A 22,030-nucleotide genomic window follows, 5' to 3' on the forward strand; every position below is an offset into this window, starting at 1 on the left:
TTAATTAATCCGAAACATCTTAAAAACTGGTTTACTAATTGCTGCTACTGTACCTCATAACATCCGGAAGTGCTATAGCTCCTGTCGGTGTAATATTTTTGCTTCGATTCAATTTATTAAAGCTATCAAGGTCAAGGAGATTGACATGGAATGTCCACGATGCAAGGGACTCACAATCATTCACGTCCGCGCTGTTCCGGGTGTCCACCAGCAATATGATGTGGAATGCCCCGTTTGCGGTGGCACTGGAGAGCTTCCAGACTCCGCCGAACTCCCGAACCATTGCCCCGCTTGTGGCGAACCTGTCCGCGTTGGGGAGAAGTGGTGCGATCGCCATAAACCAGCAGAGCAACTTGAGTAGGCAGTAAACTGAAATAAGTGCCACTAGAGAAGAATTATATTCTTTAGAAACTGATTTTGTAGCAAAAAGCTTCATAATTACTTTAGTTTTGCCAATGAATATTCCTCCCAATCAATCTAACAACCCGGCATTTGAGAGACAGAGTTGGTTTAGCAGCCACAAAGCTCTGGAATATATTACGTATTATTTGGAAGAGGCGCGTCAGGACATCCGCATTGCTTCAGGATTTTTTACGATTCGCGGTTGGGGGTTAATCCGACAATATACAACAAACAAAAATACTTATACCAATTTTACATGAAGTTGCATAGAATAAAGATACTGTTTAGAGGTAATTAGTATGGCACGCCAACTGATTCTGGTGATCGCAGAAAGTGCAGAGAGTTTGGAAAAACAACTAAAAAACAGTCGCACTGCCAGTCAGAAAGAACGGTTGCAAATGTTGTGGTGGCTGAAAACTGGACAAATCACTCAGCATAAAACCCTGGCCGAACGTCTCGGACGCGATGGTTCAACAGTAACTAGGTGGCTGCAAAAGTATCGTCAAGGAGGATTGTCCCAATTGTTGACCATCAAGAGTGCACCCGGAAAATCGCCGCACTTGAACTCAGAGGCCCTAGCCGGATTACAAGAAAGACTCGAACAGCCACCGGGATTCAAAAGTTATAAGGAGATTGTGGACTGGCTGAATCAGACTTATCAACTGAACCTGACGTATCCCACAGTCTATAAGTGGGTACACTATCGACTCAAAGCTAAGTTAAAAGTGCCACGTCCCCAAAGTGCGAAGCAAGAACCCGATGCGGTGAGGCGTTTTAAAAAAACATTGCCCCAGCCCTGTTGACCTATCAACGCTTGTTTGGAACAGGGCAACGCTTGCGTTATCTATGTCAAGACGAGACTCGCTTGGGACTCAAAACCGAAACGGGGAGAGTAATTATGGCGTTTGGGGTGAAACCCATAGCACCGGTACTCTGGAAGCGTGATAATTTTTGGCTCTACGGGGGGGTAGAACCTGTGAGTGGTTGGCATTTTTGTCAAGAATACGATCACCTCAATACTCAAAGATTTCAGCAGTTTATTGATGCCCTCTCAGATCAATTGGGAGATGACATCGCACTAATTCAACTTGACCAGGCGGGGGCTCATGTGACCAGCGCACGCTCGGTGGCCCGACAACTTGATTCCCGTTTGTCAACCAGCTCATAGCCCCGAACTCAATCCAATTGAACGAGTTTGGCAATTTATCAAACAACAATTGAAGGGAGAAGTGTTTCTGACACTTGGAGAATTGCGTGAACGACTTAATCAGGTTCTGCAAGAAATCACACCTGAACAAATCTGTTCGCTATCTGCTTACAATTTCATTCTTGAAGCTTTATTCTATGCAGCTTCATATTAAATTGGTATTATTGGGGCAGTAAGCCTAAAACAAGTTTTAGCAGTAATGACTTTAAATGGTTCGATGGACGGAAATGCCTTTGAAGTTTTTATAAAAGAATGTTTAGTCCCGAAGTTATGGTCGGGTGCAGTTGTTGTTATGGATAATGTTCCTGCCCACAAAATAGCTTCAATTGAAACTTTAATTCAATCAGTTGGTGCAAGTGTTCTTAATTTGTCTCCTTACTCTCCTGACTTTAATCCAATTGAACATTGGTGGTCACAATTGAAAGATTTTTTACGTCAGTTTTCCCCTACGACAACAAAAATGGTTGATACGTTAATTGCAACTGCCCTTGACTTGTTCAATCCTCAGCATCTAAGAAATTGGTTTGCCAACTGCTGCTACTGTACCTCATAAACCTGAAATGTGCTGTATAATATCAGGTTCGGATAATTAGTTATAATTAAGGGCAGCCGATTCACAGGGACGCCAAACCCCCTATGCCAAAAAAAGTCCAGTTAGAACCGCACTTAAGTGTCCAGGAACTCTACACTCGCTACCGGACAAGTTCAGGGTTAGTCGAACGCAGCCACTACCAGATCATCTGGTTACTCGCCTCGGGCCACACCCCACTAGCGGTGTCTCAAGTTACCGGTTACAGCCGGATTTGGATTTACCAACTGCTGCGACGCTACAACCAATTGGGGGCTGGCGCCTTAAGCGATAGACGTTCGTCCAATCGTGGGCAACCTCCTCAACTCAACGACCTGACGGGGTGACAACCCCGTCAGAACACTGATGTAATCAAGGACATAGCCCTCATTCCCCTCTGAAAAAATGGTAGTTTGTTTCGCCTGATTTTCATTAATGAGCGTAATAATGTCTTGACAAAAATCCATACCAATTACCTAACATTGACCATATAATCCTCTCCAAAAACTACTATGACGACGTATTGAGCGCCCGTATTCAGTTAACCGGCCCACATATTTTTCTCCTCCCATCGTCTTGATTTTTTGACCTTGAATCACCGCACAACTATAAGCAAGAGCTATCAGTAATATCAAACTGCTTAAACGCTGATTGTTAGCATGGCTTCTTTCTAAATTGTAGCCACCAGTTTTACAATCTTTAAACATCGCTTCAATGCCACTGCGACACTTGAAAGTATCAATTGACTGCTTGAAAGTGCCGACATTAGTCAAAAGATACCAACCTTCATCCTCCTGTTTGACTCGATATTTACGTCGCCAATAACCAGCAATATCAAAACTCCCAAATCCTTTTTGTTTGGTAAACTTTACATCTGACAAATAAAAGCTTGTTCCTGGCAGTAAACCCAGGTCTGACAACAGGATATAATCCGAGTTTTCTTCTTGAATATATCGCCCTTGTTTGACTCTAAGAATAAACTTCACTTGCTTGTGACAGAGCCAGGATGCCAACTTGACACTACCAAATTCCCGATCTCCCAACACGATCACTTCATAATCTGAAAGTAACTCTAAAACAGGAGTAATTAAAGCTTGTTGTTCGCAGATATTACTACATCCTCTCTTGTCTAGTAGTCGCCAGTATAAGGGGATACTTCGTTTTTCCCAGACCAGACTGAGCATAAATACGTTGTGCGATCGCCATTGAGTGCGATCAATCGCAAGCTTCAAAGGTTTCGATTTCTTAAATTTGGCTTTTCAAATTTCTTTGACAAGCGGAAACCACAGACTTTCTATGTGGAGGCAGTCTAATTTGAGAAATCTTTGCAGACTACGCCTCCGGCTCTCAAATTGAATTGGATAGGGCCAGAAAGAAGCGAGCAATTCAATACTAACCTGTCTGTGGCTCTGCAACAAATATACCAGAATTTTGAGAGTCAGGTATTCTGCTGGTTTGAGTTGTTTTTCTAAATGGTTCTGGTAAAATTGAGGAAACATAATTAACAGATGGGGCCACTTAATAATTTCGACCCCATCTTTTTTTAGCTCAAGTTGGGTAAATCCGCCACCACTACGGGTTTTGACGGGATTGTCACCCCGTCAGGTAAAAAACCCGGTTTCTTTGTGGGAGTGCGTAAGTCTATAAGGGCGATCGTACTCCATAACAAAGTAGATTTTGACTTGACAAAATACTCGATTTGTGATATTAGAGTGGGGGGAATTTTTTAAGGGCGATCGGGCAAACACCGCTCAGCTATATTTCCCTGAAGACTCAGCAGCATTAGCCAGCCGCTCCACGCCCGCTCGGACAATTACCGCCAAATCTGCGATCGGCATACATTGAATTTTTTTAAGCATATCGTTCGTATCCATCGGTTCCCGCATCGGCTTCCCGTCGAGATGACTTATGAGTTCTTCTAGCGTGAAACCAGCTCTAATCGCAATCTGAGTCAAATTTTCCGTATCCGGGATACTCTGGCCTTTTTCCCACAACTGTACAGCAGTCGATGACACACCCAAAAGCTTGCCAAAAGCTCGCTGGCTGAGGTCGCCACGCGCTAACTTAACAATCTCGATCAGTTTTCTCTTACCTTCAGCATCCACAATCGCAGTGACCACTTAACCACATTTAACAAGTTTACTTCTCAATTTATGAATTTTCCACTTGTTATTGACAATAAAACTTCTCGCTGGTACTCTTAAAAGTATACCAATCAGTAACAACTATGATTTTAATAGCACTTTAAATAGCTCTACATCAACTCTACTTACCCAGAAGACTCAGCAGCAGCAGCGAGCCTATCCATCACAGCTCTACCAATCACTGCCAACTCACTAATCGGCATACATTGAATTTTTTTAAGCAGATCGTTAGTATCTACGGGTTCCTGCACCGGCTTGCCTTCAAGATGAGCCATGAGCTCTTCCATCGTAAAGCCTGCTCTTGTCGCAATCTGAGTCAAATTTTTCGTATCTGGAAGTACCTGCCCCTTTTCCCAATACAAGACAGAAGCAGCAGAAACTCCCAACATTCTGCCAAAAGCGCTCAAGCTCATCGAACCCCGCGCTAATTTAACAACCTCACTCAGTTTTTTCTTAGCTTCTGCGTCCACGGTATCAGCCACCAGATAACCACAATTCCTAGTTTACTTGTGTACCCAAAAAATTGTCTGTCTAGCTTGACAGAGGAACCTTTAACAGATCTTCTTAAATAGATTGAAAGCTTTAATTTTAATGAAAGCAGGTTTGGGAGAAATACCAATGACAAAGAGACGCAATCAAAAAACTCATAAACCTAGCCACACCCGTCAGAGCCTTACAGCCTCGGGTTGGCTAAAACCCCAGTGCTGGCAAATCTCCAAAAAAGAAGCTGCCGAAGCCCTGAGAATGCCCGTCAACCGCATAGTCAAAGTCTACCCCAAACAACATCAAGTAATAGTTGTTTACCTGAACCAGAAAGGACAAAAATGCAGTTCCTTTTTCAGCTACAGACTATTTGCCAGATGGCAACAAGAGGCGATCGCAGCAATTGCCAGTTGTCGAAACCAGCAAATCCTAGCACCCCTAGAAGTCATTGTACAATACGACCTCGAACATTTCAAATATCCAGTGGCGATCGCCGATGCAATTTGGGAAGCCCTACTCAAGCATATCTCCCGCGTAACAAGGGAACTGAGGCTGAGCAAACAATGCGCCTAGCCCCCCATCACTCCATCAATTAGTAGAAGCAGCCAACTCAGCCAAACGTTCCTGCTGATCCTGGGAAATGCAAGTTTGAATAATCCCCTCAATATCCCCTTCCAAAACACTATTGAGCGAGAAATTTTCCCCCAAACGGTGGTCGGTAGCCCGATTGTCCTTATAGTTGTAAGTGCGAATCTTCTCCGATCGCGAACCAGTACCAACCTGAGCCAAACGCCGCGACTTCACCTCATCCTGCTGCTCCCGCAACTTCATCTCATAGAGCTTAGCCCGCAAAATCTGCATCGCCCGCTCCTTATTCTGCAACTGACTGCGCTCCTCAGTACAGAAAATCCGAATTCCCGTCGGCTTGTGAAACAAATCCGCAGCAGTTTCCACCTTGTTCACGTTTTGACCGCCAGCGCCGCCCGATCGAGCCGTGCTCATCTCAATATCCTTCGGATCGATGTGAATCTCCACATCATCCACCTCGGGCATCACAGCCACCGTCGCCGTCGAAGTATGCACCCGGCCGCCAGCCTCAGTCACAGGCACCCGCTGCACCCGGTGTACCCCAGCCTCAAACTTCAGCTTGCTGTAAACGCTGTCGCCTGTAATTTCCAGAATCACCTCTTTAAAGCCGCCCATTTCCGCCAGCGACTCGCTCACCAACTTCACCTGCCAGCCTTGAGTTTGAGCGTAGCGCGAATAGAGCCGCAGCAAATCTCCCGCCCAAATACTAGCCTCATCACCGCCAGTACCGGCCCGAATTTCCAGCATAATATTCTTGTCATCGTTCGGGTCGCGGGGGAGCAGCAAAACCTTCAAACGACTTTCCAAACTCTCCAGCTTCGACTCAAGTTCCTGAACTTCGAGCGCAGCCATTTCTTGCATATCTCGATCGCCCGCAGCTTCCTTGAGAACCTGTCGCGTGCCCACCAAATCTTCCTGAGTGGTTTTCCACAGAGCAAAAGTATCGACCACTTCCTCCAAGGACGATCGAGCTTTTGCTACCCGTTGAAACTCTTGATTGTCCCTAGCGACATCCGGGTCAGCCATGCGGCGAGTCAACTCATTAAAAGTTTGCTCTACCGACTTCAATTTATCCAGCAAATAAGATTCAGCCATTGTCAGTTGTCCTTTGTCAATCGATTTTAGATTTTAGATTTTAGATTTTAGATTTTAGATTTGAAGAACAGTTGGGATAGAATCTCGATCGAACTCTACTCGATCGAACTCAACTGCCTGCATAGCAATTCTTCAATCTAAACTCTCCAATCCGAGGGCGGATCGATTTGAGATTTTAGATTTTAGATTTTAGATTTTAGAACTCAAGAGCAGTTAGGATAGAATGTCGATCGAACTCTACTCGATCGAACTCTACTGCCAGCCGTAGCAAGTCTTCAATCTAAAATCTAAAATCCGAGGGCGGTAAGTTGCCAGTAGAAAGAACTACTCTCAACAAACTGCGGACAAATGACAATCCGGCTACTTCTTCTTTTTGCCTTTACCAGCAGCCTTAGAAGCATCTGCTTTCGGCTCTTCCATTTTCAGCGGTCCTGAGGAAGCATCTGCCTTCGGCATTTCTACCTCCGTCATGCCGTATTTCCGCATAAAGCGCTCCACACGACCTTCAGTATCAATAATCTTCTGAGTGCCAGTATAAAAAGGATGATTTCCCGACCAGACATCAACTTGAAGCTTTGGTCTAGTTGAACCCACAGTCATCACAAGTTCCCCGTTGCAATAAACCTGAGATTCGGGATACCACTCAGGGTGAATGCCATCTTTTGCCATTGTTTTTTACTCTCTAATTTTTGACTTTACAACCATTTTAGCTGCTGCAGGACTTGTACACCAACAACAGCACCAATTTTGCCTTATATCTGTTGGAACCAGGAATCAGGAATCGGAAATAAACTTCAAAAAAAGGCAGCTAAAATCTGGATAGATAATTTTTGCCTTTTCCTGGTTCCTTCTTCCTTCTTCCTTCTTCCCTCGATTACCGCTTCGAGTATTGAGGAGCTTTGCGAGCTTTCCGCAAACCGTACTTTTTCCGTTCTTTTGCCCGCGGGTCGCGAGTCAAATAGCCCTCAGTCTTCAGAGGCTTGCGGTTGTCCGGGTCTAATTGACAAAGTGCTCTAGCGACACCCAAGCGAATCGAGTCAGCCTGACCTGTCAAGCCACCGCCTTCGACTTTTACCAAAATGTCATACTCATTTTCCAGACCCAAAGTTTCCAGAGGGGCCTTAGCGAGAGCCAAATAAGTAGGGTTGAATTGCAGGTACAAATCCCCCTCTTTACCATTGACAGTCAGTATGCCAGTGCCGGGAACCAAGCGCACCCGCGCTACGGAACGCTTGCGGCGGCCGGTACCCCAGTACACAGCGCGACCGGATGTATCTGTTGCTTGCATTACTCATTTCCTCCCGGAATCGTGTGAACAATTAATTCTTCTGGTTTTTGAGCTTGGTGCGGGTGGTTGGGGCCAGCGTACACCTTCAGTTTAGTAAACAGTTGTCTGCCCAGAGAAGTGTGAGGCAGCATTCCCCGTATAGCTTCTTCGACAATTCTTTCGGGCAAACGTGCTTGCAATTTGGCAAAAGTTTCTGTTTTCATGCCGCCCGGTCTTCCAGAATGGCGGCGGTAGATTTTCTGGGTGCGTTTTTTGCCAGTAACAGCGATTTTGTCAGCATTGATGACTATTACGAAGTCGCCGGTATCCATAGAAGGAGTGTAAGTCGGTTTGTGTTTCCCCCGGAGGTACATGGCAACTTCAGTTGCCAGACGGCCCAGCCGCTGGTCGGCGGCATCGACCACGTACCACTTGTGCTCTAGGGAGTCTTGAGTAGGGACGTAAGTTTTGTTCATTGTTTGTTGTTAGTTGTCTATTAACTGTTAACTGTTGTTAGTTGTCAGTTGTCAGTTGTCAGTTGTCAGTTTTTAATTGTTAGTTGTCCTTAGTTTTTTATTAGTAGTTACCTAATGACTAATGACTAATGACTAATGACTAATGACTAATGACTAATTTTGGCTGAGTGTCGTACCAGACATCTGGGGGAAAGGGAAATTCTGAATAGCCAACCCGCAGCAGGCACAAACCTTGAGCGGGAGCGGCATATTTTACCATTTCTCGGCGTTCGTTGACCCAGATATCTGTGAAATTGTCGATCGGCCTTTCCCCGCGACCCACCTGCACCAGCAACCCCACCAGCAGCCGCATCATCCCGTACAGAAACCCGCTCGCCTGAACCTCAATATAGATAAGAGGCCCAGAACGCTGACACTCGGCCGCTTGCACGTCCACCCAGGAATGGGGGCGGGCAGAACCCGCGCGGTGGAAAGCAGCCAGGTGATGGCGCCCGATTAGCGGTGTCAAAGCTGTCTGAATCAAAGATTCATCCACAGGAGCGTGATAGCAGTGCCAAGCAAAAGGACGCACAAACAAATTAGGGGTCGGGTCTGTATAAAGGGTGTAGCGATAGCGCCGCCAACTGGCTGAGAACCGAGCGTGCCAGGTAGGTTCCACCTTTGCCGAAGCTCGAATTAAAATATCTTTTGCCAGTCGAGAGTTGAGAACGCTTGCCCAGCGGTGAGCCGGAATTGGGCCGTGGGCATCAAAATGGGCTACTTGAGCAGCGGCGTGAACTCCCGCATCCGTTCTCCCGGCAGCGTGCAGCGTTACCGGGCGTTCCAGAACAGTCGATATTGCTGTTTCAATTTCTTCTTGTACTGTACGCTGGTTCGGCTGTCGCTGCCAACCGTGAAAGTTAGTGCCAAGGTATTGGATCACCAGAGCAACGCGCTGTATCGATTGGGGATTTTCGATTGGGGATTTTGGATTGTCAGTCATAAATCACAAATCTCCAACCCAAAATTGAATTACACCAGTTCAACGATCGCCATTTCGGAATTGTCTCCTTGACGGGGGACTGTTCGCACGACGCGGGTGTAGCCGCCGTTGCGCGCTCCGTACCGTTCTTGTGCCGCCTCAAACAAGGCGTGCACTAACTGTTTATCGTAGATATAGCCCATAGCTTGGCGGCGAGCAGCCAAGGAGCCTTCTTTGGCCAGGGTAATCATCCTGTCCGCCTCTGAGCGCAGCGCTTTGGCGCGGGCGAGAGTGGTAGTGATTTTACCGTGGCGGATTAATTCGGTGGTCAGCGAGCGCAGTAGGGCGCGGCGCTGGTCAGCCGGTTTGCTGAGTTGGGGAACGCGACAGCGGTGACGCATAGCAGTTGGTAATTGGTAATTGGTAATTGGGCGCCGGGATAGTCCGCGAGTTTTGAGCGGTGAATTCTTTAACTTAAAAACTCACCTACTTAAAATTCAGAACTTTTTTACCCGTTACCCGTTGATTAACTTTTAGCTGATTTTTCCTGTGGCAAGGTAATGCCCAAGCGTTTTTGTAAAGCTTCAATCACTTCTTCTGCAGACTTCTGCCCGAAGTTCTTTATCTCGAGCAAGTCTTCTTGGGTATAATCCAATAAGTCTGCGACTGAGTTGATCTGAGCCCGCTTGAGACAGTTGTAAGCCCGGACGGACAACTGCAATTCTTCGATCGGAATTTGGCTGGTAGGATCGGCTTCACCTGGATACTCTGGTTTGAGAGAATCTTGGGTGATGTCTTTGAGAGGTGCAAATAAATCTACCAGGATGTGGGCAGATTGACTCAAAGCTTCTTGAGGAGTCACGCTGCCATCAGTCCAGATTTCCATAATCAGCCGGTCTTTCTCGACCGTGCCGCCTACCCTAGCATCTTCAACGCTATAGTTGACTCTGCGAATCGGCATAAAGATGGCGTCAATTTGGAGAAAATCCAAAGCCGATCCATCATCGCGACTGCGGTCTACTGCTCGGTATCCGATGCCTTTTTCAATTCTGAATTCCATTTCCAGAACTGAGCCGGGCGAGAGAGTTGCAATGTACTGGGAGCGATCGATCAATTCCACCTCTGAGGGCAAATCGAATCGATCGGCCGTAACTGTTACAGGCCCCTCAATCCGCAACCTGCCGATTTGCGGCTGCTGAGAATGAGTTTTGAGGACAACCTCTTTCATGTTCAGGAGAATTTCTAGAACATCCTCACGTACCCCTTCGATCGTGGCAAACTCGTGATTGACGCCCGCGATGCGGACTGAAGTTACTGCCGTTCCTTCCAAATTAGAAAGCAGAACTCGCCGAAGCGCATTCCCAACAGTTGTTCCCTGACCGCGATCGAGCGGTTCCAGGACAAATTTTCCGTACTGACTGCGGTCTTTGTCAGTGTTAGACTCTATACATTCAATTTGAAACTGCGCCACGGAGTGACCTCCCTTTTCCACTTTGGATTTTTGATTTTGGATTTTAGATTGCAGAGCATACCCCTGAACGGATTTCGGATTTTGGATGGACGGGGCAACAGTTAGAACCATTAGTTTTTGACTTTAAGCAGTTAGCCATTATCCAAAATCTAAAATCTAAAATCTCAAATCGTTTTAGACTCTACGCCGCTTGGGAGGGCGACAGCCGTTGTGAGGAATTGGGGTAACATCTCTAATCAGGGTGATTTCCAGTCCCGCCCCTTGCAGCGCCCGGATTGCAGTTTCTCTACCTGCTCCTGGCCCGCTTACCATTACTTCTATTTGGCGCATTCCTTGGTCGTTGGCTCTGCGGGCAGCACTTTCTGCTGCTGTTTGAGCTGCAAAGGGAGTTCCCTTCTTAGCTCCTTTAAAACCGCTGGAACCTGCCGATGCCCAGGATATCACTTCGCCGTTGAGATCGGTAATAGTTACTATCGTGTTGTTAAAGGTAGACTGGATGTAGCCTACCCCATTGGGTACATTCCGTTTCTGCTTTTTTGCACCAGATTTCTTGCCTGTTTGTTGTCGCGCCATATTAGTCTCTTTAACGTTTCTCTCAACTAATGTTCCGAAGCGCTAGGAGCCAGCAGCCCCCAGCGTATTTTTCCAAAAAAGATGTTACTTCTTGGAAGGTGCCTTTTTCTTGCCCGCAACTGTTCGGCGGACGCCACGACGGGTTCTGGCGTTGGTACGGGTTCGTTGTCCCCGCACCGGCAGACCCAAACGGTGACGCCGACCGCGATAAGTTCCGATGTCCATCAGGCGCTTGATGTTCATTGACTCCCAGCGCCGGAGGTCTCCTTCGATTTGGTATGTGGTTTCTACATGAGCCCGCAGAGCTGTCACGTCGGCCTCTGTTAAATCCTTGACGCGAGTGTCAGGATTTACGCCTGTTGCAGCGATAATTTTTTGGGCTCGCGACAAGCCTATTCCGTAAATGTATGTCAGACCTATTTCGACGCGCTTATCGCGTGGAAGGTCTACCCCGGCAATCCGTGCCACACTTTTTCTCTCCCTAGTTTTCCTGTTTGGCTACAATGTTCAATTAGGATGCACCTGCGTGCAGTGCCCAATCTTCTTTTTTTCTAACCTTGGCGCTGTTTGTGTTTCGGGTTAGTGCATATCACCATCACTCGACCGCGACGGCGGATGACGCGACATTTCTCACAAATTTTTTTGACAGATGCTCGAACTTTCATCTTTCTTCCTGCCTGGAGAACCCCGCTCTACCGGAGAGCAGGCACGCTGGGACTGCCCGTAGAGCGGTGGGAGGAGAGGCTGGGCAAGGTGTAGGCCTCTCCTCGATTAAATTGTATAAAGTGCGGGTTGTTTCATGAAGGAGCCCGCTTGTACCCACTCCCATTGCTGGGTAAAGTTCGCCTGCGCCCGAGTGTGGGCGAGCGATACTTTTACGGTGTAACAATGACTTAACCCGGTACACCGCTGGGTTGTTGAGGTCCTTCTCGGCAACACTACAAACGTAGCATTATAGCATAAATTTGAAGCTTTTTACCAAATTCTCTCTAAATTAAACTTAGAATTAGTTTTTAGAAAGTTTTATCTAAGCCTATTTTTTCCGAAGGCGATAAGTAATCCTGCCTTTGGTCAAGTCGTAGGGAGTCAATTCGACTTTGACGCGATCGCCAGGCAGAATTTTGATGTAGTTGCGGCGGATCTTGCCGGAAATGTGAGCTAGCACGTTAAACCCATTATCTAGGTCAACGCGAAACATCGCATTGGGCAGGGATTCCGTCACTGTCCCTTCCATTTCAATTAAATCTTGCTTAGACAATTTGGTATTTACCTCAACTCTACATTTGATTAACTAGGAGTGTCCCGCTATTTGCCTCAAAACCTATTTACTGGTAGGAGTGAAACGGGAAAGCGGGGAAGAATTCGGGCGACTTTATCGACTTCTTGACTCAACCAACCGCTTGCTTTAGCTTTACTTGAGTAAAGTTGTGGCCATTAGTATCGAGTTCAATCCGGGAACTAGCAACCCTCACAAAACCTGATAGCACAAAAAGCTCCTAGTTAACATATCTTAGCAAAAGCTGGTGAGTAACAAGGTGTATTGAGAGAGTTCAAGAATCGCCAGAGAGAGCTTGCTGCAGTTCTGCGGTGACTAATTCCATCGCTCGATCGCCATCAACCACAACTAACTGTTCGCGGTTTCTGTAAAACTCAATCAAAGGTTGAGTTTGCTCCCGATAAACTTGCAATCGGCGGCGGATGGTTTCCTCATTGTCATCCTGGCGACCTCGCGACAACAGGCGAGCCACCAAAATATTGTCAGGAACGTCCAAATTGACAGCTCTGAGATCGCAGTCCTTTCCCGACGAACTTCCCCCACCGCCAACATCGCAGAGCAGTTTGTCAAAAAACGCTGCCTGTGGGACTGTGCGGGGAAAGCCATCCAGAATCCAGCCAGCAGTAGCATCTGGTTGATTCATGCGTTCTTGCACGATATCCATCAATAACTCGTCAGGAACCAACTCTCCCTTATCCATGTAAGATTGTGCTTTTTGACCCAAGTCAGTTTTGGCAACTACGCAGGCGCGCAGGATGTCACCGGTAGAAATGTGGGGTATTTTCCAGAGAGCTGCTAAAAGCTGAGCCTGAGTTCCCTTTCCTGCCCCTGGAGGACCCATAAAAATCAAGTGCATTGCGATTACTTCACCATTCCTTCATATCGTTGGGAGATGACGTAAGTTTGAATTTGCTTAGCAGTTTCGATCGCGACACCTACTAAAATCAGTAGGGAAGTTGCGCCAAAACCTCTAAAAGTTTGCACTCCGATCGCGCTTTCTACAGCAGTTGGTACAATAGCCACCAGACCGAGAAATATCGCTCCCAAGAAAGTCAAACGGTTCAAAACCTTCTCCACATAATCGCTGGTTTTCTGACCCGGACGAATTCCAGGAATGCTGGCGCCCATTTTCTTCAAGTTCTGAGACATATCTACGGGGTTGACAATCAACGAAGCGTAGAAATAGCTGAAGAACAGAATCAAAGTCAGATAAAACAGCGCGTAAGCCCAAGGCGCTGGGCCGTTCGGACTCAAAACATTAGCAACTTGAACCAAAAACGGGTTATTGAGAGACTGAGCTAGGAAAGAAGGCACAATCAACACGGAAGATGCAAAAATAATCGGCATCACTCCGCCTTGATTCAAGCGCAGGGGCAGATAGCTCCGGCTCTCCCGATAAACTTTGCGGCCGACTTGGCGACGGGCCGAAATAATCGGAATGCGGCGAGTACCTTCCTGAACAAAAACAATCCCGACAATCGTTACCAAAAAGACCAGTAGCAGAACGACTACACGGCCGACAACTTGCGTGTCCCCGCTTTGAGCCAATTCAAAAGTTTGTCCCAAAGAGCGCGGCAATACCGACACAATATTGATAAAAATCAGCAGCGACGCTCCGTTCCCGATACCTCGCTCGGTCACCACTTCCGATATCCACATCACAAACATTGACCCGGCTGTCAGAGCCAAAGCAGTTTGTGCTATGAATAAAGGCGCTGGAGATTGAGCAAAAGGGCTGACCCAAATCGCAATGCCAATACTTTGCAGAATTGCCCAGCCCAAAGAAACGTAGCGAGTAATTTGAGAAATCTTGCGCCGCCCTGCTTCTCCTTCATTTTTCTGCAAGTCTTCTAAACTTGGCAGAGCCGCAGTTAGAAGTTGCACAATAATTGAAGCATTAATGTAGGGCAAAATCCCCAACGCGAAAATCCCCAAAGCTGACAAGCCGCCTCCTGAGAACAAATCCAGAAAGCCAATTAAAGGGCTATTTTGGACGTTTTGGGCAAAGGCGACTCGATCGATGCCGGGGACTGGCAAGTGGACACCCAGGCGTACTAAAATCAGTAAGCCAATGGTTACGAGGATGCGGCCTCGCAAACCAGCAGCTTGAGCCATCTGCATGAACGTCTCTTGTGCAGTTGGCGCTTTCTCTCTACTAACGTCCATAGTTACGATGTTGGATTTTAGATTTGCGATTTTCGACTAAATCATTTTCTGATAACAAGCTTGAGGATTTGAGATTTGGACATACTCTCAAACCTCAAATCTTCACGCAACTAATTCGCAACTTCCGCCGGCAGCTTCAATTTTGGTGCGAGCACCTGCGGTAAAAGCGGAGGCGCGCACTTGCAAAGGTACATTCAGTTCGCCATCTCCTAAGATTTTCAGCGGTCCGTCGTCTGTGGTGACAATTTTTGCTTGGATCAAAGAGGTGAGAGTAACTTCTGTGTTTGCTGGCAGCGATGCTAATTTACTTACATTAATGGTAGTGTACTGTTTCCGGTTCACTAAGGGGAAGCTTTTGAGCTTGGGCAGGCGGCGGTAAAGAGGATTTTGACCACCTTCAAAACCGGGTCTAGTGCCACTACCGGCTCTAGATTTTTGACCGCGCATCCCTTTGCCGGAGCTCGCGCCTTGACCGGCAGAAATACCTCTGCCCAAGCGTCGGGGGCGCTTTTGGGAGCCTGCTTTGGGTCGGGCGTCTTGCAATCTCATAGTTTTAGTAATTGGTGATTGGTAATTGGTATTTAGAGAGCGGGTACGCAGTAGTTTTGAGTGCGTGAGTTTTGAGTGGCGAATTTTTTTATTTTCTACGCAAGCACTTAACACTCAAAACTTACAGTTTCCCATTCTCGCGAGCCCTAACCGTATAGGTTTTCTACTGGAATTCCGCGCTCTTGAGCAACTTCGGACAAGGTGCGGAGGGTGGAAAGGGCATTGACTGCGGCTCGGGCGTTGTTTAAGGGATTTCCGGAACCTAGCTGTTTGGCTAAGATATTGCGGACTCCTGCTAGTTCGAGAACAGTTCGCACTGCTCCCCCTGCAATTACCCCGGTTCCCGGAGCGGCCGGCCGCATCATCACTTTAGCTCCGCCACCGTCACCGTTGATGGGGTGAGGGATGGAGTTAGATTTGGTGAGGGGGACTTCAATTAGGTGCTTTTTGCCGTCAGCGACGCCTTTTTTAACGGCACCGATTACGTCGCTAGCTTTGCCGACTCCTACTCCAACTTGACCGCGTTCGTTGCCGATAATGACTATGGCGCGGAAGCTAAGTTTTTTACCGCCTTTGACTACTTTAGTAACGCGCCGAATCTGAACGACCCGCTCTTGCCATTCGGATTCTTTTTCGCGCGTTTTATTATTGCTGCTTTTTTTCTTGTTGCGCTGTTCTTTTTGTTCTGCCATAGTTTTGTCCTGTGGGAATTAGTAATTGGTGAAAGGCGATCGGCAAGTGGTAATTGTTTGAGTAAAAAGTAAAAATAGAAGAAATCTGGATATTGCCTTTTAACTTTCAACTTTTGACTTTTTACTTTTTAATTACTCATTACCCGCTACCCATTACCCCCTCTAGAAGTCTAACCCCGCTTCGCGAGCTGCTTCTGCGAGGGCTTTGACACGACCGTGATAGAGGTTGCCCCCCCTATCGAATACGACTTTGACTATGCCAGCGCTGGAACAGCGTTTGGCAATCAACTGACCGACTTGCACGCTGGCGGAGCAGTTGCCGCCAGAACTGAGAGTTGACTTCAATTCGGGATCGAGGGTTGACGCGGCGACCAAAGTGTGCTGGGCGGTGTCGTCGATTACTTGAGCGTAGATGTGCTGCTCCGATCGAAATACCGCTAGTCTGGGACGTTCGGAGGTGCCGAACACCTTGCGCCGAACACGGCGGTGTCTGCGCTGGACTGATTCTTTGCGAGTAAGCTTCATTGTTACTTCTTACCTGTTTTGCCTGTTTTACCAGCTTTGCGCCGGACGACTTCGCCGCTGTAGCGAATGCCTTTGCCCTTATAGACTTCGGGCGGACGCACCGCGCGGATGCGGGCTGCTGTATTGCCTACGAGTTCTTTGTCAATGCCGGAGACAATGACGTTGGTGTTGCCTTCAACTGCCATTGTGATGCCTTCTGGAGGGGGCATTTCAACGGGTTTGCTGTAACCGACGTTTAAAATCAGGTTCCGTCCTTGAACCTGTGCCCGATAACCTGTGCCGATAATTTCGAGGCGCCGCTGAAAACCTTGGGATACACCTTCGACCATGTTGGCGACTAGGGTGCGGCACAAGCCGTGCAGTTGTCTGGCGACGCGAGATTCGTCTCGCCGGGTAACGAGTAAAGTCTCGCCTTCGAGTCCCATGACGATTTCGGCTGGGATAACTCGGGAAAGTTCACCTTTAGGGCCTTTGACGGCTACTTTTTGACCGTCTAGGGTGATGGTGACTTTATTGGGAATGCTAATCGGACGCTTGCCAATTCGCGACATAGTTTTTTGTCCTTTGTTTTTAGTTATTAGTCCTTGATTATTAGTCTTTAGTTATTAGTCCTTAGTGATTGATTTTGGAGTCTGTTGCCAACGACCAGCGACTAATGACTAATGACTAATGACTACCAAACATAACAAAGCACTTCACCGCCCAAACCTTGGCGTCGAGCTTCTCTATCCGTCATAATGCCGCTGGAGGTGGAAATAATGGCTATGCCAATTCCGCCTAACACTCTGGGCAATTCTTTACGGTTCGAGTAAACGCGCAGTCCTGGTTTGCTGACTCGCTTAAGTGCCGTGATAATGGGCTTGCGAGTTTTACCTTTGTACTTTAGAGAAAGCACTAAATGTCGCTTGACCCCTTCTGCTTCTGCTTCTTCAAATTCGCCGATGAAGCCTTCACTTTTGAGGACTTGGGCGATGCTGCGGGTCATTTTTGTAGCTGGAATTTGCGTTGTTTGGTGGCGCGCCATGCAAGAATTGCGAATGCGCGTCAACATATCTGCTATGGTATCGTTAGCTGCCATCTTTTGCTTCTTACTCTAGTGCTTAGTTGTCCCGGAACGGCATTCCCATTTCTTTAAGCAAGGCGCGTCCTTCTTCGTCGGTGTTTGCTGTGGTGATAATTGAAATGTCCATGCCTCGAATTTGATCGATGCGGTCATATTCTATTTCTGGAAAAATTAGCTGTTCTCTCAGACCCAAGCTGTAGTTGCCGCGCCCGTCGAAGCTTTTGGGGCTGATGCCGCGGAAGTCGCGGATTCGGGGGAGTGCGAGGTTGATCAGCCGATCGAGAAAATCGTACATCCGATCGGCGCGCAGCGTCACCATAACGCCGACTGGTACTCCTTTGCGGATTTTGAAGCCTGCGATGGCTTTTTTCGCCCGCGTCACTACTGGTTTTTGCCCGGTGATGATGCCAATTTCGTTGATCGACGAATCCAGTGCCTTAGCGTTTTGAGATGCTTCTCCCAAACCGCGGTTCACTGTGACTTTGACGAGTTTGGGAACCTGATGGATATTAGTATATTTAAACTGATCCATCAGTGTGGGAACGATTTTTTCTTGATAAACAACCTTGAGTTTGTCCGGCATAGTTTTTGTGTTTCGTTAACTGTCCCTGGGCTTGGTCAGGGAATTTGTCGCTTGTCAGTCTCACCGATGTTAGTTATTAGTTGAGAAGTCACTTGCCAGAAGGCGGACTAATGACTGAGGACTGATAACCAATCACTATTGATCGATGATTTCTCCAGTTTTTTTGAGCTGTCGCAGTTTCCGGCCGTCTTCGCTAAATGTATAGCAAACGCGGCTAGCTATTTTTTCTTTTTCGGAATAGTGCATGACATTTGAGCTGTGAATGGGAGCCTCAAACGTGAGTATTTTCCCGGACTCTCCCTCTTGCTGGGGCTTGACGTGCTTTGTTCTGATGTTTACACCTTTAACAATTACTTTGCTGACTTTAGGATATGTCTTTAAGATTTCTCCGACTTTTCCTTTCTCTTTGCCAGTAATTATTTGCACGGTGTCGCCTGCTTTGACGTGCATTCTGTAGCGCTGCGATTCGCTAGTTGGTTTACCCTTTTTTCCGTACATTTTAAAGTACCTCCGGGGCTAAGGAAACGATTTTAGTAAAGTTTTTGTCGCGCAGTTCGCGGGCGACGGGGCCGAAGACGCGAGTGCCTTTGGGGTTGCCGTCTACGTTGATAATAACGGCGGCGTTATCGTCAAAACGAATGCTCATGCCGCTGTCGCGGCGCAGGCCTTTGCGGGTTCTGACAATGACGGCCCGGACGACATCTGATTTTTTGACGGCCATATTGGGGATGGCGTCTTTGACGACGGCAATGATGACATCGCCGACTCCGCCGTAGCGGCGGTTGCCGCCTCCCAATACGCGGATGCACATCAGTTTGCGGGCTCCGCTATTGTCGGCGACATTGAGGTATGTCTGGGGTTGAATCATGGTGATTGGGGAAAAGGTAATTTGATGCTTGCTAACTGATAACTGCTAATTGCTAATTGATGGTTAATCACAGGGTCGATCGATTGAGTAGAGGATCGCACACTTAAAAGCAATTAAGAATTAACTGTTAGCCATTTTTTGCACCGAAAATCTCAGCAACCGTCCAGCGTTTGGTTTTGCTCAAAGGGCGAGTTTCAGTGATGCGGACGCGATCGCCCGATTTGCACTGATTTTCTTCGTCGTGAGCTTTGTACCGCTTGGTGCGGACTACGATTTTGCCGTATTTGGTGTGGGAGGAGCGGTTTTCGATTGCTACCACGACGGTTTTATCCATCTTGTCGCTGACTACTACGCCAACTCGTTCTTTAATTGCCATAGCTACCTATTTTTGTTGTGCAATTGACTTTTTTTTAGCTACTGTGCGATGGTCGGCTCGGCTGCTTCTGACTCTTGGCTGACTGCTGGGGTTGGAGCAGGCTGTGCTACCTGTTTAGATGCGGCTAATTTTTCTGTCGCTTCTTTCTCAGCAACGATTTGGCGCTCGCGTTCAACTGTCATCAATTGAGCTAGCCGGTGTTTGGCGTGCTTGAACAGGTGAGGCTTTTCCATGCGACCAGTAGCTTGCTGGAGCCGCAATTCCATTAGTTGGCGCTTGACGGCTAAAATTTGCTCTGCTACTTCAGCATCGCTTAATTCTCTAGCTTCTTTAATCTTGGTCAAAGACATAATTGTGTGCTTTCTCGTTAGCGATCTCGGTATGACAGAAGACAGAATTGTCTAGATGGTGAATGTCGAAGGAAAGAAAAGTTATGAATGACCTATTTTAAATTGCTGTAGCCGTTTAAAATTTTGACCAATGCCGACCTACTTCTACCTTCGATTATCGCTATGACTGGTCTTCTTCGCGAGTGATGAACTTGGTTTTAATTGGTAACTTGAAAGATGCCAAACGCATGGCTTCGCGGGCAGTTTCTTCACTTACACCGCCAATTTCAAACATTACCCGGCCCGGTTTGACCACGGCAACCCAAAACTCTGGTGCACCTTTACCAGAACCCATCCGGGTTTCTGCGGCGCGCTGGGTGACTGGTTTGTCGGGAAAAATACGAATCCAGATTTTGCCGCCCCGGCGGATATAGCGGGTCATGGCGCGGCGTCCGGCTTCTATTTGGCGGGAAGTGATCCAGGCGGGTTCGACAGCTTGGAGCGCGAAGTCGCCAAAGCTAACTGTATTGCCGCGGGTGGCAATACCGCTCATTCGCCCGCGCTGTTGTTTGCGGAATTTGGTTCTTTTAGGGCTTAACATGGCTTTGGGAGTTGGGTAATTGGTAATTGGTAATTGCTAATTGGTGATTGCTAATTGCTAATTGGTTTGGAACAACTCACACTTAACAAATGACAACTAACAGTTAACAATTAGCTAGCCTTCGTTCGATCGATCTTCAAAGTTCTGGCGGCGGCGCCTTTGTTTGGTGCGGGGCACTGCTGCATTTGGTGCAGCTTCTTGTTCTTGTCCGGGAATAATTTCGCCTTTGAAAACCCAAACTTTAATGCCGAGAATACCGTAGATGGTTTGAGCAGTGCAGTAGGAGTAGTCGATGTCGGCCCGCAGGGTGTGCAACGGGACTCTTCCTTCGCGCGTCCATTCGGTACGAGCGATTTCTGCGCCGTTGAGGCGTCCGCTGACTTGTATTTTGATGCCTTGGATGCCGACTTTTTGAGCGCGGGTGATTGCTTGGCGGACGACTCGGCGGAAGGATACGCGCCGTTCTAGTTGCTGAGCGATGTATTCCGCGATCAGTGTGGCATCGGCGTCTACTCGCTGAACTTCGACGACGTTGATGCGGATTTGGCGGTTGCTACCGAGTTGCTGCTGCAAACCGACGCGCAAGGTTTCGATGCCTGCTCCGCCGCGACCTACGACAACGCCTGGTCTGGCGGTGAACACTTCTAGGTCGATTTGATCGGCTTTCCGCTCAATTTTGACCGAGGAAATGCCCGCATTGTTGAGCGTTTTACGAACGTACTTGCGAATTTTATAGTCTTCTTGCAAGAGTTCTGGATAGTTTTTGGGGTCAGCAAACCAGCGAGAGCGGTGCTCTTGGGTAATGCCGAGACGAAAACCAATTGGATGTATTTTTTGGCCCATAATAGTTGATGAGTTAATTGGTATTTGGTAATTGGTAACTGGTAATTGGTAATTGGTGATTACCAATTTTTTTCAACTTTAAGCTGTTTATTACCTATTACGTTTTTCCCTGGTTTAGTTTTCTACGAGGGGAGCTACTACTACGGTAATGTGACAGGTTGGCTTGCGGATTTGGTAGGCGCGACCTTGAGCGCGGGGTCTAAAGCGTTTGAGGACTGGGCCTTGGTCTGCGTAAGCTTGAGAAACTACCAGCTTGGATTTATCCAATCCTGCGTTGTGTTCGGCGTTGGCTACTGCCGATCGCAAAACTTTGACGATTGGTTCGCAGGCGCGGTAGGGCATGAATTCGAGTAAAATCAGCGCTTCTTGGTAGCTTTTGCCGCGAATTTGGTCAAGGACTCGGCGCACTTTGAAGGGGGATGTCCGGATGTAACGGGCGATCGCCTTAATTTCGGATGTGGTATCTATAGCCATTTCGATTTGGGTAATTGGTAGTTGGTAATTGGGGAAAAGGTAATTAATAATTCGGAAAAACTTTTTCCGACGACGTATTACCTGTCACCTAATTAGGCTATTTTTTACTTGTCTTTCTATCACCACTTTTAGCGTGACCTCTAAAGGTACGAGTGGGGGAAAATTCTCCGAGTTTGTGACCTACCATTTGGTCTGTGAGGTAGACGGGTACGTGCTGTCTGCCGTTGTGAACGGCGATCGTGTGACCTACCATTTGGGGCAGGATTGTGGAAGATCGCGACCAAGTTTTAATTACTTGTTTTTGGCCGGCGGCGTTGAGTTTTTCGATTTTTGTCATCAGAGCATCTGCGACAAAGGGGCCTTTTTTTAGCGATCGAGACATGATTTTTTAGTGATTCAGGAGTTATTAGTCAGCTTTCAGCCGTCATTGGTCATCAGTCCTCAGCCATT

At 47.5% G+C, this 22,030-nt stretch carries 38 protein-coding genes; 8 read left to right on the forward strand and 30 right to left on the reverse strand.

Annotated elements, in window-relative coordinates:
* Positions 1 to 145: 145 nt before the first annotated feature.
* The 7 genes from QUA47_RS17030 (at position 146) to QUA47_RS17055 (ending at position 2,524) form a co-directional block, all read left to right on the forward strand.
* On the forward strand, positions 146 to 361 hold the full coding sequence (locus tag QUA47_RS17030) for a hypothetical protein (RefSeq protein ID WP_333431614.1): 216 nt from the start codon (positions 146 to 148) through the stop codon (positions 359 to 361).
* Positions 362 to 455: 94 nt separating this feature from the next.
* Positions 456 to 662 (forward strand): hypothetical protein, encoded by a 207-nt coding sequence (locus QUA47_RS17035; protein WP_333431615.1) that lies wholly within the window; start codon positions 456 to 458, stop codon positions 660 to 662.
* A 39-nt stretch (positions 663 to 701) separates the two neighbouring features.
* The gene (locus tag QUA47_RS17040) at positions 702 to 1,205 is read left to right on the forward strand and encodes a helix-turn-helix domain-containing protein (RefSeq protein ID WP_333431616.1); all 504 of its coding nucleotides are present in this window, start codon (positions 702 to 704) and stop codon (positions 1,203 to 1,205) included.
* Positions 1,206 to 1,237: 32 nt separating this feature from the next.
* Positions 1,238 to 1,570: a transposase gene (locus QUA47_RS17045; RefSeq protein ID WP_333431617.1), complete on the forward strand. Its 333-nt coding sequence runs from the start codon at positions 1,238 to 1,240 to the stop codon at positions 1,568 to 1,570.
* Positions 1,542 to 1,763, forward strand: a complete 222-nt coding sequence (locus tag QUA47_RS31025) for a transposase (RefSeq protein ID WP_445302521.1) — start codon at positions 1,542 to 1,544, stop codon at positions 1,761 to 1,763. Before QUA47_RS17045 ends, QUA47_RS31025 begins: the two co-directional genes overlap by 29 nt.
* 9 nt (positions 1,764 to 1,772) lie before the next feature.
* Positions 1,773 to 2,162 (forward strand): transposase, encoded by a 390-nt coding sequence (locus tag QUA47_RS17050; RefSeq protein WP_333431648.1) that lies wholly within the window; start codon positions 1,773 to 1,775, stop codon positions 2,160 to 2,162.
* 83 nt (positions 2,163 to 2,245) lie between these two features.
* Positions 2,246 to 2,524, forward strand: coding sequence for a helix-turn-helix domain-containing protein (locus QUA47_RS17055; RefSeq protein WP_333431618.1), 279 nt, complete (start codon positions 2,246 to 2,248; stop codon positions 2,522 to 2,524).
* A 129-nt stretch (positions 2,525 to 2,653) separates the two neighbouring features.
* On the opposite strand, the gene QUA47_RS17060 is transcribed toward QUA47_RS17055, so the two are convergent.
* The 3 genes from QUA47_RS17060 to QUA47_RS17070 all read right to left on the reverse strand — a co-directional run bounded on the left by QUA47_RS17060 (position 2,654) and on the right by QUA47_RS17070 (position 4,803).
* Entirely contained in the window at positions 2,654 to 3,361 is a 708-nt protein-coding gene (locus QUA47_RS17060; RefSeq protein WP_333431619.1) for an IS4 family transposase, read from the reverse strand.
* A gap of 567 nt (positions 3,362 to 3,928) precedes the next feature.
* Positions 3,929 to 4,297 (reverse strand): helix-turn-helix transcriptional regulator, encoded by a 369-nt coding sequence (locus tag QUA47_RS17065; RefSeq protein WP_333403081.1) that lies wholly within the window; start codon positions 4,295 to 4,297, stop codon positions 3,929 to 3,931.
* Positions 4,298 to 4,446: 149 nt separating this feature from the next.
* The gene (locus tag QUA47_RS17070) at positions 4,447 to 4,803 is read right to left on the reverse strand and encodes a helix-turn-helix domain-containing protein (RefSeq protein ID WP_333431620.1); all 357 of its coding nucleotides are present in this window, start codon (positions 4,801 to 4,803) and stop codon (positions 4,447 to 4,449) included.
* A gap of 136 nt (positions 4,804 to 4,939) precedes the next feature.
* On the opposite strand from QUA47_RS17070, the gene QUA47_RS17075 reads away from it, so the two are divergent.
* Positions 4,940 to 5,377 carry a hypothetical protein gene (locus QUA47_RS17075; protein ID WP_333431621.1) on the forward strand — a complete coding sequence of 146 codons (438 nt, stop codon included), beginning with the start codon at positions 4,940 to 4,942 and terminating at the stop codon, positions 5,375 to 5,377.
* A 15-nt stretch (positions 5,378 to 5,392) separates the two neighbouring features.
* On the opposite strand, the gene prfA is transcribed toward QUA47_RS17075, so the two are convergent.
* From prfA to rpsS, 27 genes are all read right to left on the reverse strand, one after another.
* Positions 5,393 to 6,487, reverse strand: a complete 1,095-nt coding sequence (prfA, locus tag QUA47_RS17080) for a peptide chain release factor 1 (protein WP_333215396.1) — start codon at positions 6,485 to 6,487, stop codon at positions 5,393 to 5,395.
* Positions 6,488 to 6,847: 360 nt separating this feature from the next.
* Positions 6,848 to 7,156: a 50S ribosomal protein L31 gene (gene rpmE / locus QUA47_RS17085; protein WP_006634974.1), complete on the reverse strand. Its 309-nt coding sequence runs from the start codon at positions 7,154 to 7,156 to the stop codon at positions 6,848 to 6,850.
* Positions 7,157 to 7,361: 205 nt separating this feature from the next.
* Positions 7,362 to 7,775, reverse strand: coding sequence for a 30S ribosomal protein S9 (rpsI, locus tag QUA47_RS17090; protein ID WP_006634975.1), 414 nt, complete (start codon positions 7,773 to 7,775; stop codon positions 7,362 to 7,364).
* Complete coding sequence (gene rplM, locus QUA47_RS17095) at positions 7,775 to 8,230, reverse strand: 50S ribosomal protein L13 (RefSeq protein WP_015178725.1); 456 nt, start codon at positions 8,228 to 8,230, stop codon at positions 7,775 to 7,777. Before rplM ends, rpsI begins: the two co-directional genes overlap by 1 nt.
* A 139-nt stretch (positions 8,231 to 8,369) precedes the next feature.
* Entirely contained in the window at positions 8,370 to 9,212 is an 843-nt protein-coding gene (gene truA / locus QUA47_RS17100) for a tRNA pseudouridine(38-40) synthase TruA (RefSeq protein ID WP_190745434.1), read from the reverse strand.
* A 29-nt stretch (positions 9,213 to 9,241) separates the two neighbouring features.
* Positions 9,242 to 9,592 carry a 50S ribosomal protein L17 gene (rplQ, locus tag QUA47_RS17105; RefSeq protein WP_333431622.1) on the reverse strand — a complete coding sequence of 117 codons (351 nt, stop codon included), beginning with the start codon at positions 9,590 to 9,592 and terminating at the stop codon, positions 9,242 to 9,244.
* Between the two features lie 125 nt (positions 9,593 to 9,717).
* Positions 9,718 to 10,662 (reverse strand): DNA-directed RNA polymerase subunit alpha, encoded by a 945-nt coding sequence (locus QUA47_RS17110; protein WP_332958426.1) that lies wholly within the window; start codon positions 10,660 to 10,662, stop codon positions 9,718 to 9,720.
* A gap of 174 nt (positions 10,663 to 10,836) precedes the next feature.
* Positions 10,837 to 11,235: a 30S ribosomal protein S11 gene (gene rpsK, locus QUA47_RS17115; RefSeq protein ID WP_006634980.1), complete on the reverse strand. Its 399-nt coding sequence runs from the start codon at positions 11,233 to 11,235 to the stop codon at positions 10,837 to 10,839.
* An 84-nt stretch (positions 11,236 to 11,319) separates the two neighbouring features.
* On the reverse strand, positions 11,320 to 11,703 hold the full coding sequence (gene rpsM, locus QUA47_RS17120) for a 30S ribosomal protein S13 (protein WP_006634981.1): 384 nt from the start codon (positions 11,701 to 11,703) through the stop codon (positions 11,320 to 11,322).
* An 83-nt stretch (positions 11,704 to 11,786) separates the two neighbouring features.
* Entirely contained in the window at positions 11,787 to 11,900 is a 114-nt protein-coding gene (gene rpmJ, locus QUA47_RS17125) for a 50S ribosomal protein L36 (RefSeq protein ID WP_015178722.1), read from the reverse strand.
* A gap of 368 nt (positions 11,901 to 12,268) precedes the next feature.
* Positions 12,269 to 12,493 carry a translation initiation factor IF-1 gene (gene infA, locus QUA47_RS17130; protein ID WP_006276978.1) on the reverse strand — a complete coding sequence of 75 codons (225 nt, stop codon included), beginning with the start codon at positions 12,491 to 12,493 and terminating at the stop codon, positions 12,269 to 12,271.
* Between the two features lie 292 nt (positions 12,494 to 12,785).
* Complete coding sequence (locus QUA47_RS17135) at positions 12,786 to 13,367, reverse strand: adenylate kinase (RefSeq protein ID WP_333431623.1); 582 nt, start codon at positions 13,365 to 13,367, stop codon at positions 12,786 to 12,788.
* A 5-nt stretch (positions 13,368 to 13,372) separates the two neighbouring features.
* A complete protein-coding gene (secY, locus tag QUA47_RS17140; protein ID WP_190657970.1) occupies positions 13,373 to 14,677 on the reverse strand; it encodes a preprotein translocase subunit SecY in 1,305 nt (434 codons plus the stop codon).
* Between the two features lie 102 nt (positions 14,678 to 14,779).
* Positions 14,780 to 15,226: a 50S ribosomal protein L15 gene (gene rplO, locus QUA47_RS17145; RefSeq protein WP_190657972.1), complete on the reverse strand. Its 447-nt coding sequence runs from the start codon at positions 15,224 to 15,226 to the stop codon at positions 14,780 to 14,782.
* Between the two features lie 146 nt (positions 15,227 to 15,372).
* On the reverse strand, positions 15,373 to 15,918 hold the full coding sequence (rpsE, locus tag QUA47_RS17150; RefSeq protein WP_006634985.1) for a 30S ribosomal protein S5: 546 nt from the start codon (positions 15,916 to 15,918) through the stop codon (positions 15,373 to 15,375).
* 162 nt (positions 15,919 to 16,080) lie between these two features.
* Positions 16,081 to 16,443 carry a 50S ribosomal protein L18 gene (rplR, locus tag QUA47_RS17155; protein WP_190657974.1) on the reverse strand — a complete coding sequence of 121 codons (363 nt, stop codon included), beginning with the start codon at positions 16,441 to 16,443 and terminating at the stop codon, positions 16,081 to 16,083.
* Positions 16,444 to 16,445: 2 nt separating this feature from the next.
* Entirely contained in the window at positions 16,446 to 16,994 is a 549-nt protein-coding gene (rplF, locus tag QUA47_RS17160; RefSeq protein WP_006634987.1) for a 50S ribosomal protein L6, read from the reverse strand.
* Positions 16,995 to 17,116: 122 nt separating this feature from the next.
* Positions 17,117 to 17,521 (reverse strand): 30S ribosomal protein S8, encoded by a 405-nt coding sequence (gene rpsH / locus QUA47_RS17165; protein ID WP_190657976.1) that lies wholly within the window; start codon positions 17,519 to 17,521, stop codon positions 17,117 to 17,119.
* Positions 17,522 to 17,543: 22 nt separating this feature from the next.
* Positions 17,544 to 18,089 carry a 50S ribosomal protein L5 gene (gene rplE / locus QUA47_RS17170; protein ID WP_190657978.1) on the reverse strand — a complete coding sequence of 182 codons (546 nt, stop codon included), beginning with the start codon at positions 18,087 to 18,089 and terminating at the stop codon, positions 17,544 to 17,546.
* A 135-nt stretch (positions 18,090 to 18,224) separates the two neighbouring features.
* The gene (gene rplX / locus QUA47_RS17175; protein ID WP_006634990.1) at positions 18,225 to 18,587 is read right to left on the reverse strand and encodes a 50S ribosomal protein L24; all 363 of its coding nucleotides are present in this window, start codon (positions 18,585 to 18,587) and stop codon (positions 18,225 to 18,227) included.
* A gap of 1 nt (position 18,588) precedes the next feature.
* Positions 18,589 to 18,957, reverse strand: coding sequence for a 50S ribosomal protein L14 (gene rplN / locus QUA47_RS17180; protein ID WP_006634991.1), 369 nt, complete (start codon positions 18,955 to 18,957; stop codon positions 18,589 to 18,591).
* 127 nt (positions 18,958 to 19,084) lie between these two features.
* The gene (gene rpsQ, locus QUA47_RS17185; RefSeq protein WP_015178711.1) at positions 19,085 to 19,333 is read right to left on the reverse strand and encodes a 30S ribosomal protein S17; all 249 of its coding nucleotides are present in this window, start codon (positions 19,331 to 19,333) and stop codon (positions 19,085 to 19,087) included.
* Between the two features lie 38 nt (positions 19,334 to 19,371).
* A complete protein-coding gene (gene rpmC / locus QUA47_RS17190; RefSeq protein ID WP_190657980.1) occupies positions 19,372 to 19,683 on the reverse strand; it encodes a 50S ribosomal protein L29 in 312 nt (103 codons plus the stop codon).
* Between the two features lie 160 nt (positions 19,684 to 19,843).
* On the reverse strand, positions 19,844 to 20,263 hold the full coding sequence (gene rplP / locus QUA47_RS17195) for a 50S ribosomal protein L16 (protein WP_190657982.1): 420 nt from the start codon (positions 20,261 to 20,263) through the stop codon (positions 19,844 to 19,846).
* A gap of 114 nt (positions 20,264 to 20,377) precedes the next feature.
* Positions 20,378 to 21,106, reverse strand: a complete 729-nt coding sequence (gene rpsC / locus QUA47_RS17200; protein WP_190657984.1) for a 30S ribosomal protein S3 — start codon at positions 21,104 to 21,106, stop codon at positions 20,378 to 20,380.
* Between the two features lie 114 nt (positions 21,107 to 21,220).
* Positions 21,221 to 21,580 carry a 50S ribosomal protein L22 gene (rplV, locus tag QUA47_RS17205; RefSeq protein ID WP_190657986.1) on the reverse strand — a complete coding sequence of 120 codons (360 nt, stop codon included), beginning with the start codon at positions 21,578 to 21,580 and terminating at the stop codon, positions 21,221 to 21,223.
* Between the two features lie 97 nt (positions 21,581 to 21,677).
* Entirely contained in the window at positions 21,678 to 21,962 is a 285-nt protein-coding gene (rpsS, locus tag QUA47_RS17210; RefSeq protein ID WP_190657988.1) for a 30S ribosomal protein S19, read from the reverse strand.
* Positions 21,963 to 22,030: the final 68 nt, after the last annotated feature.

It is taken from the genome of Microcoleus sp. MON2_D5, assembly GCF_036701905.1.
Lineage (GTDB): Bacteria > Cyanobacteriota > Cyanobacteriia > Cyanobacteriales > Microcoleaceae > Microcoleus.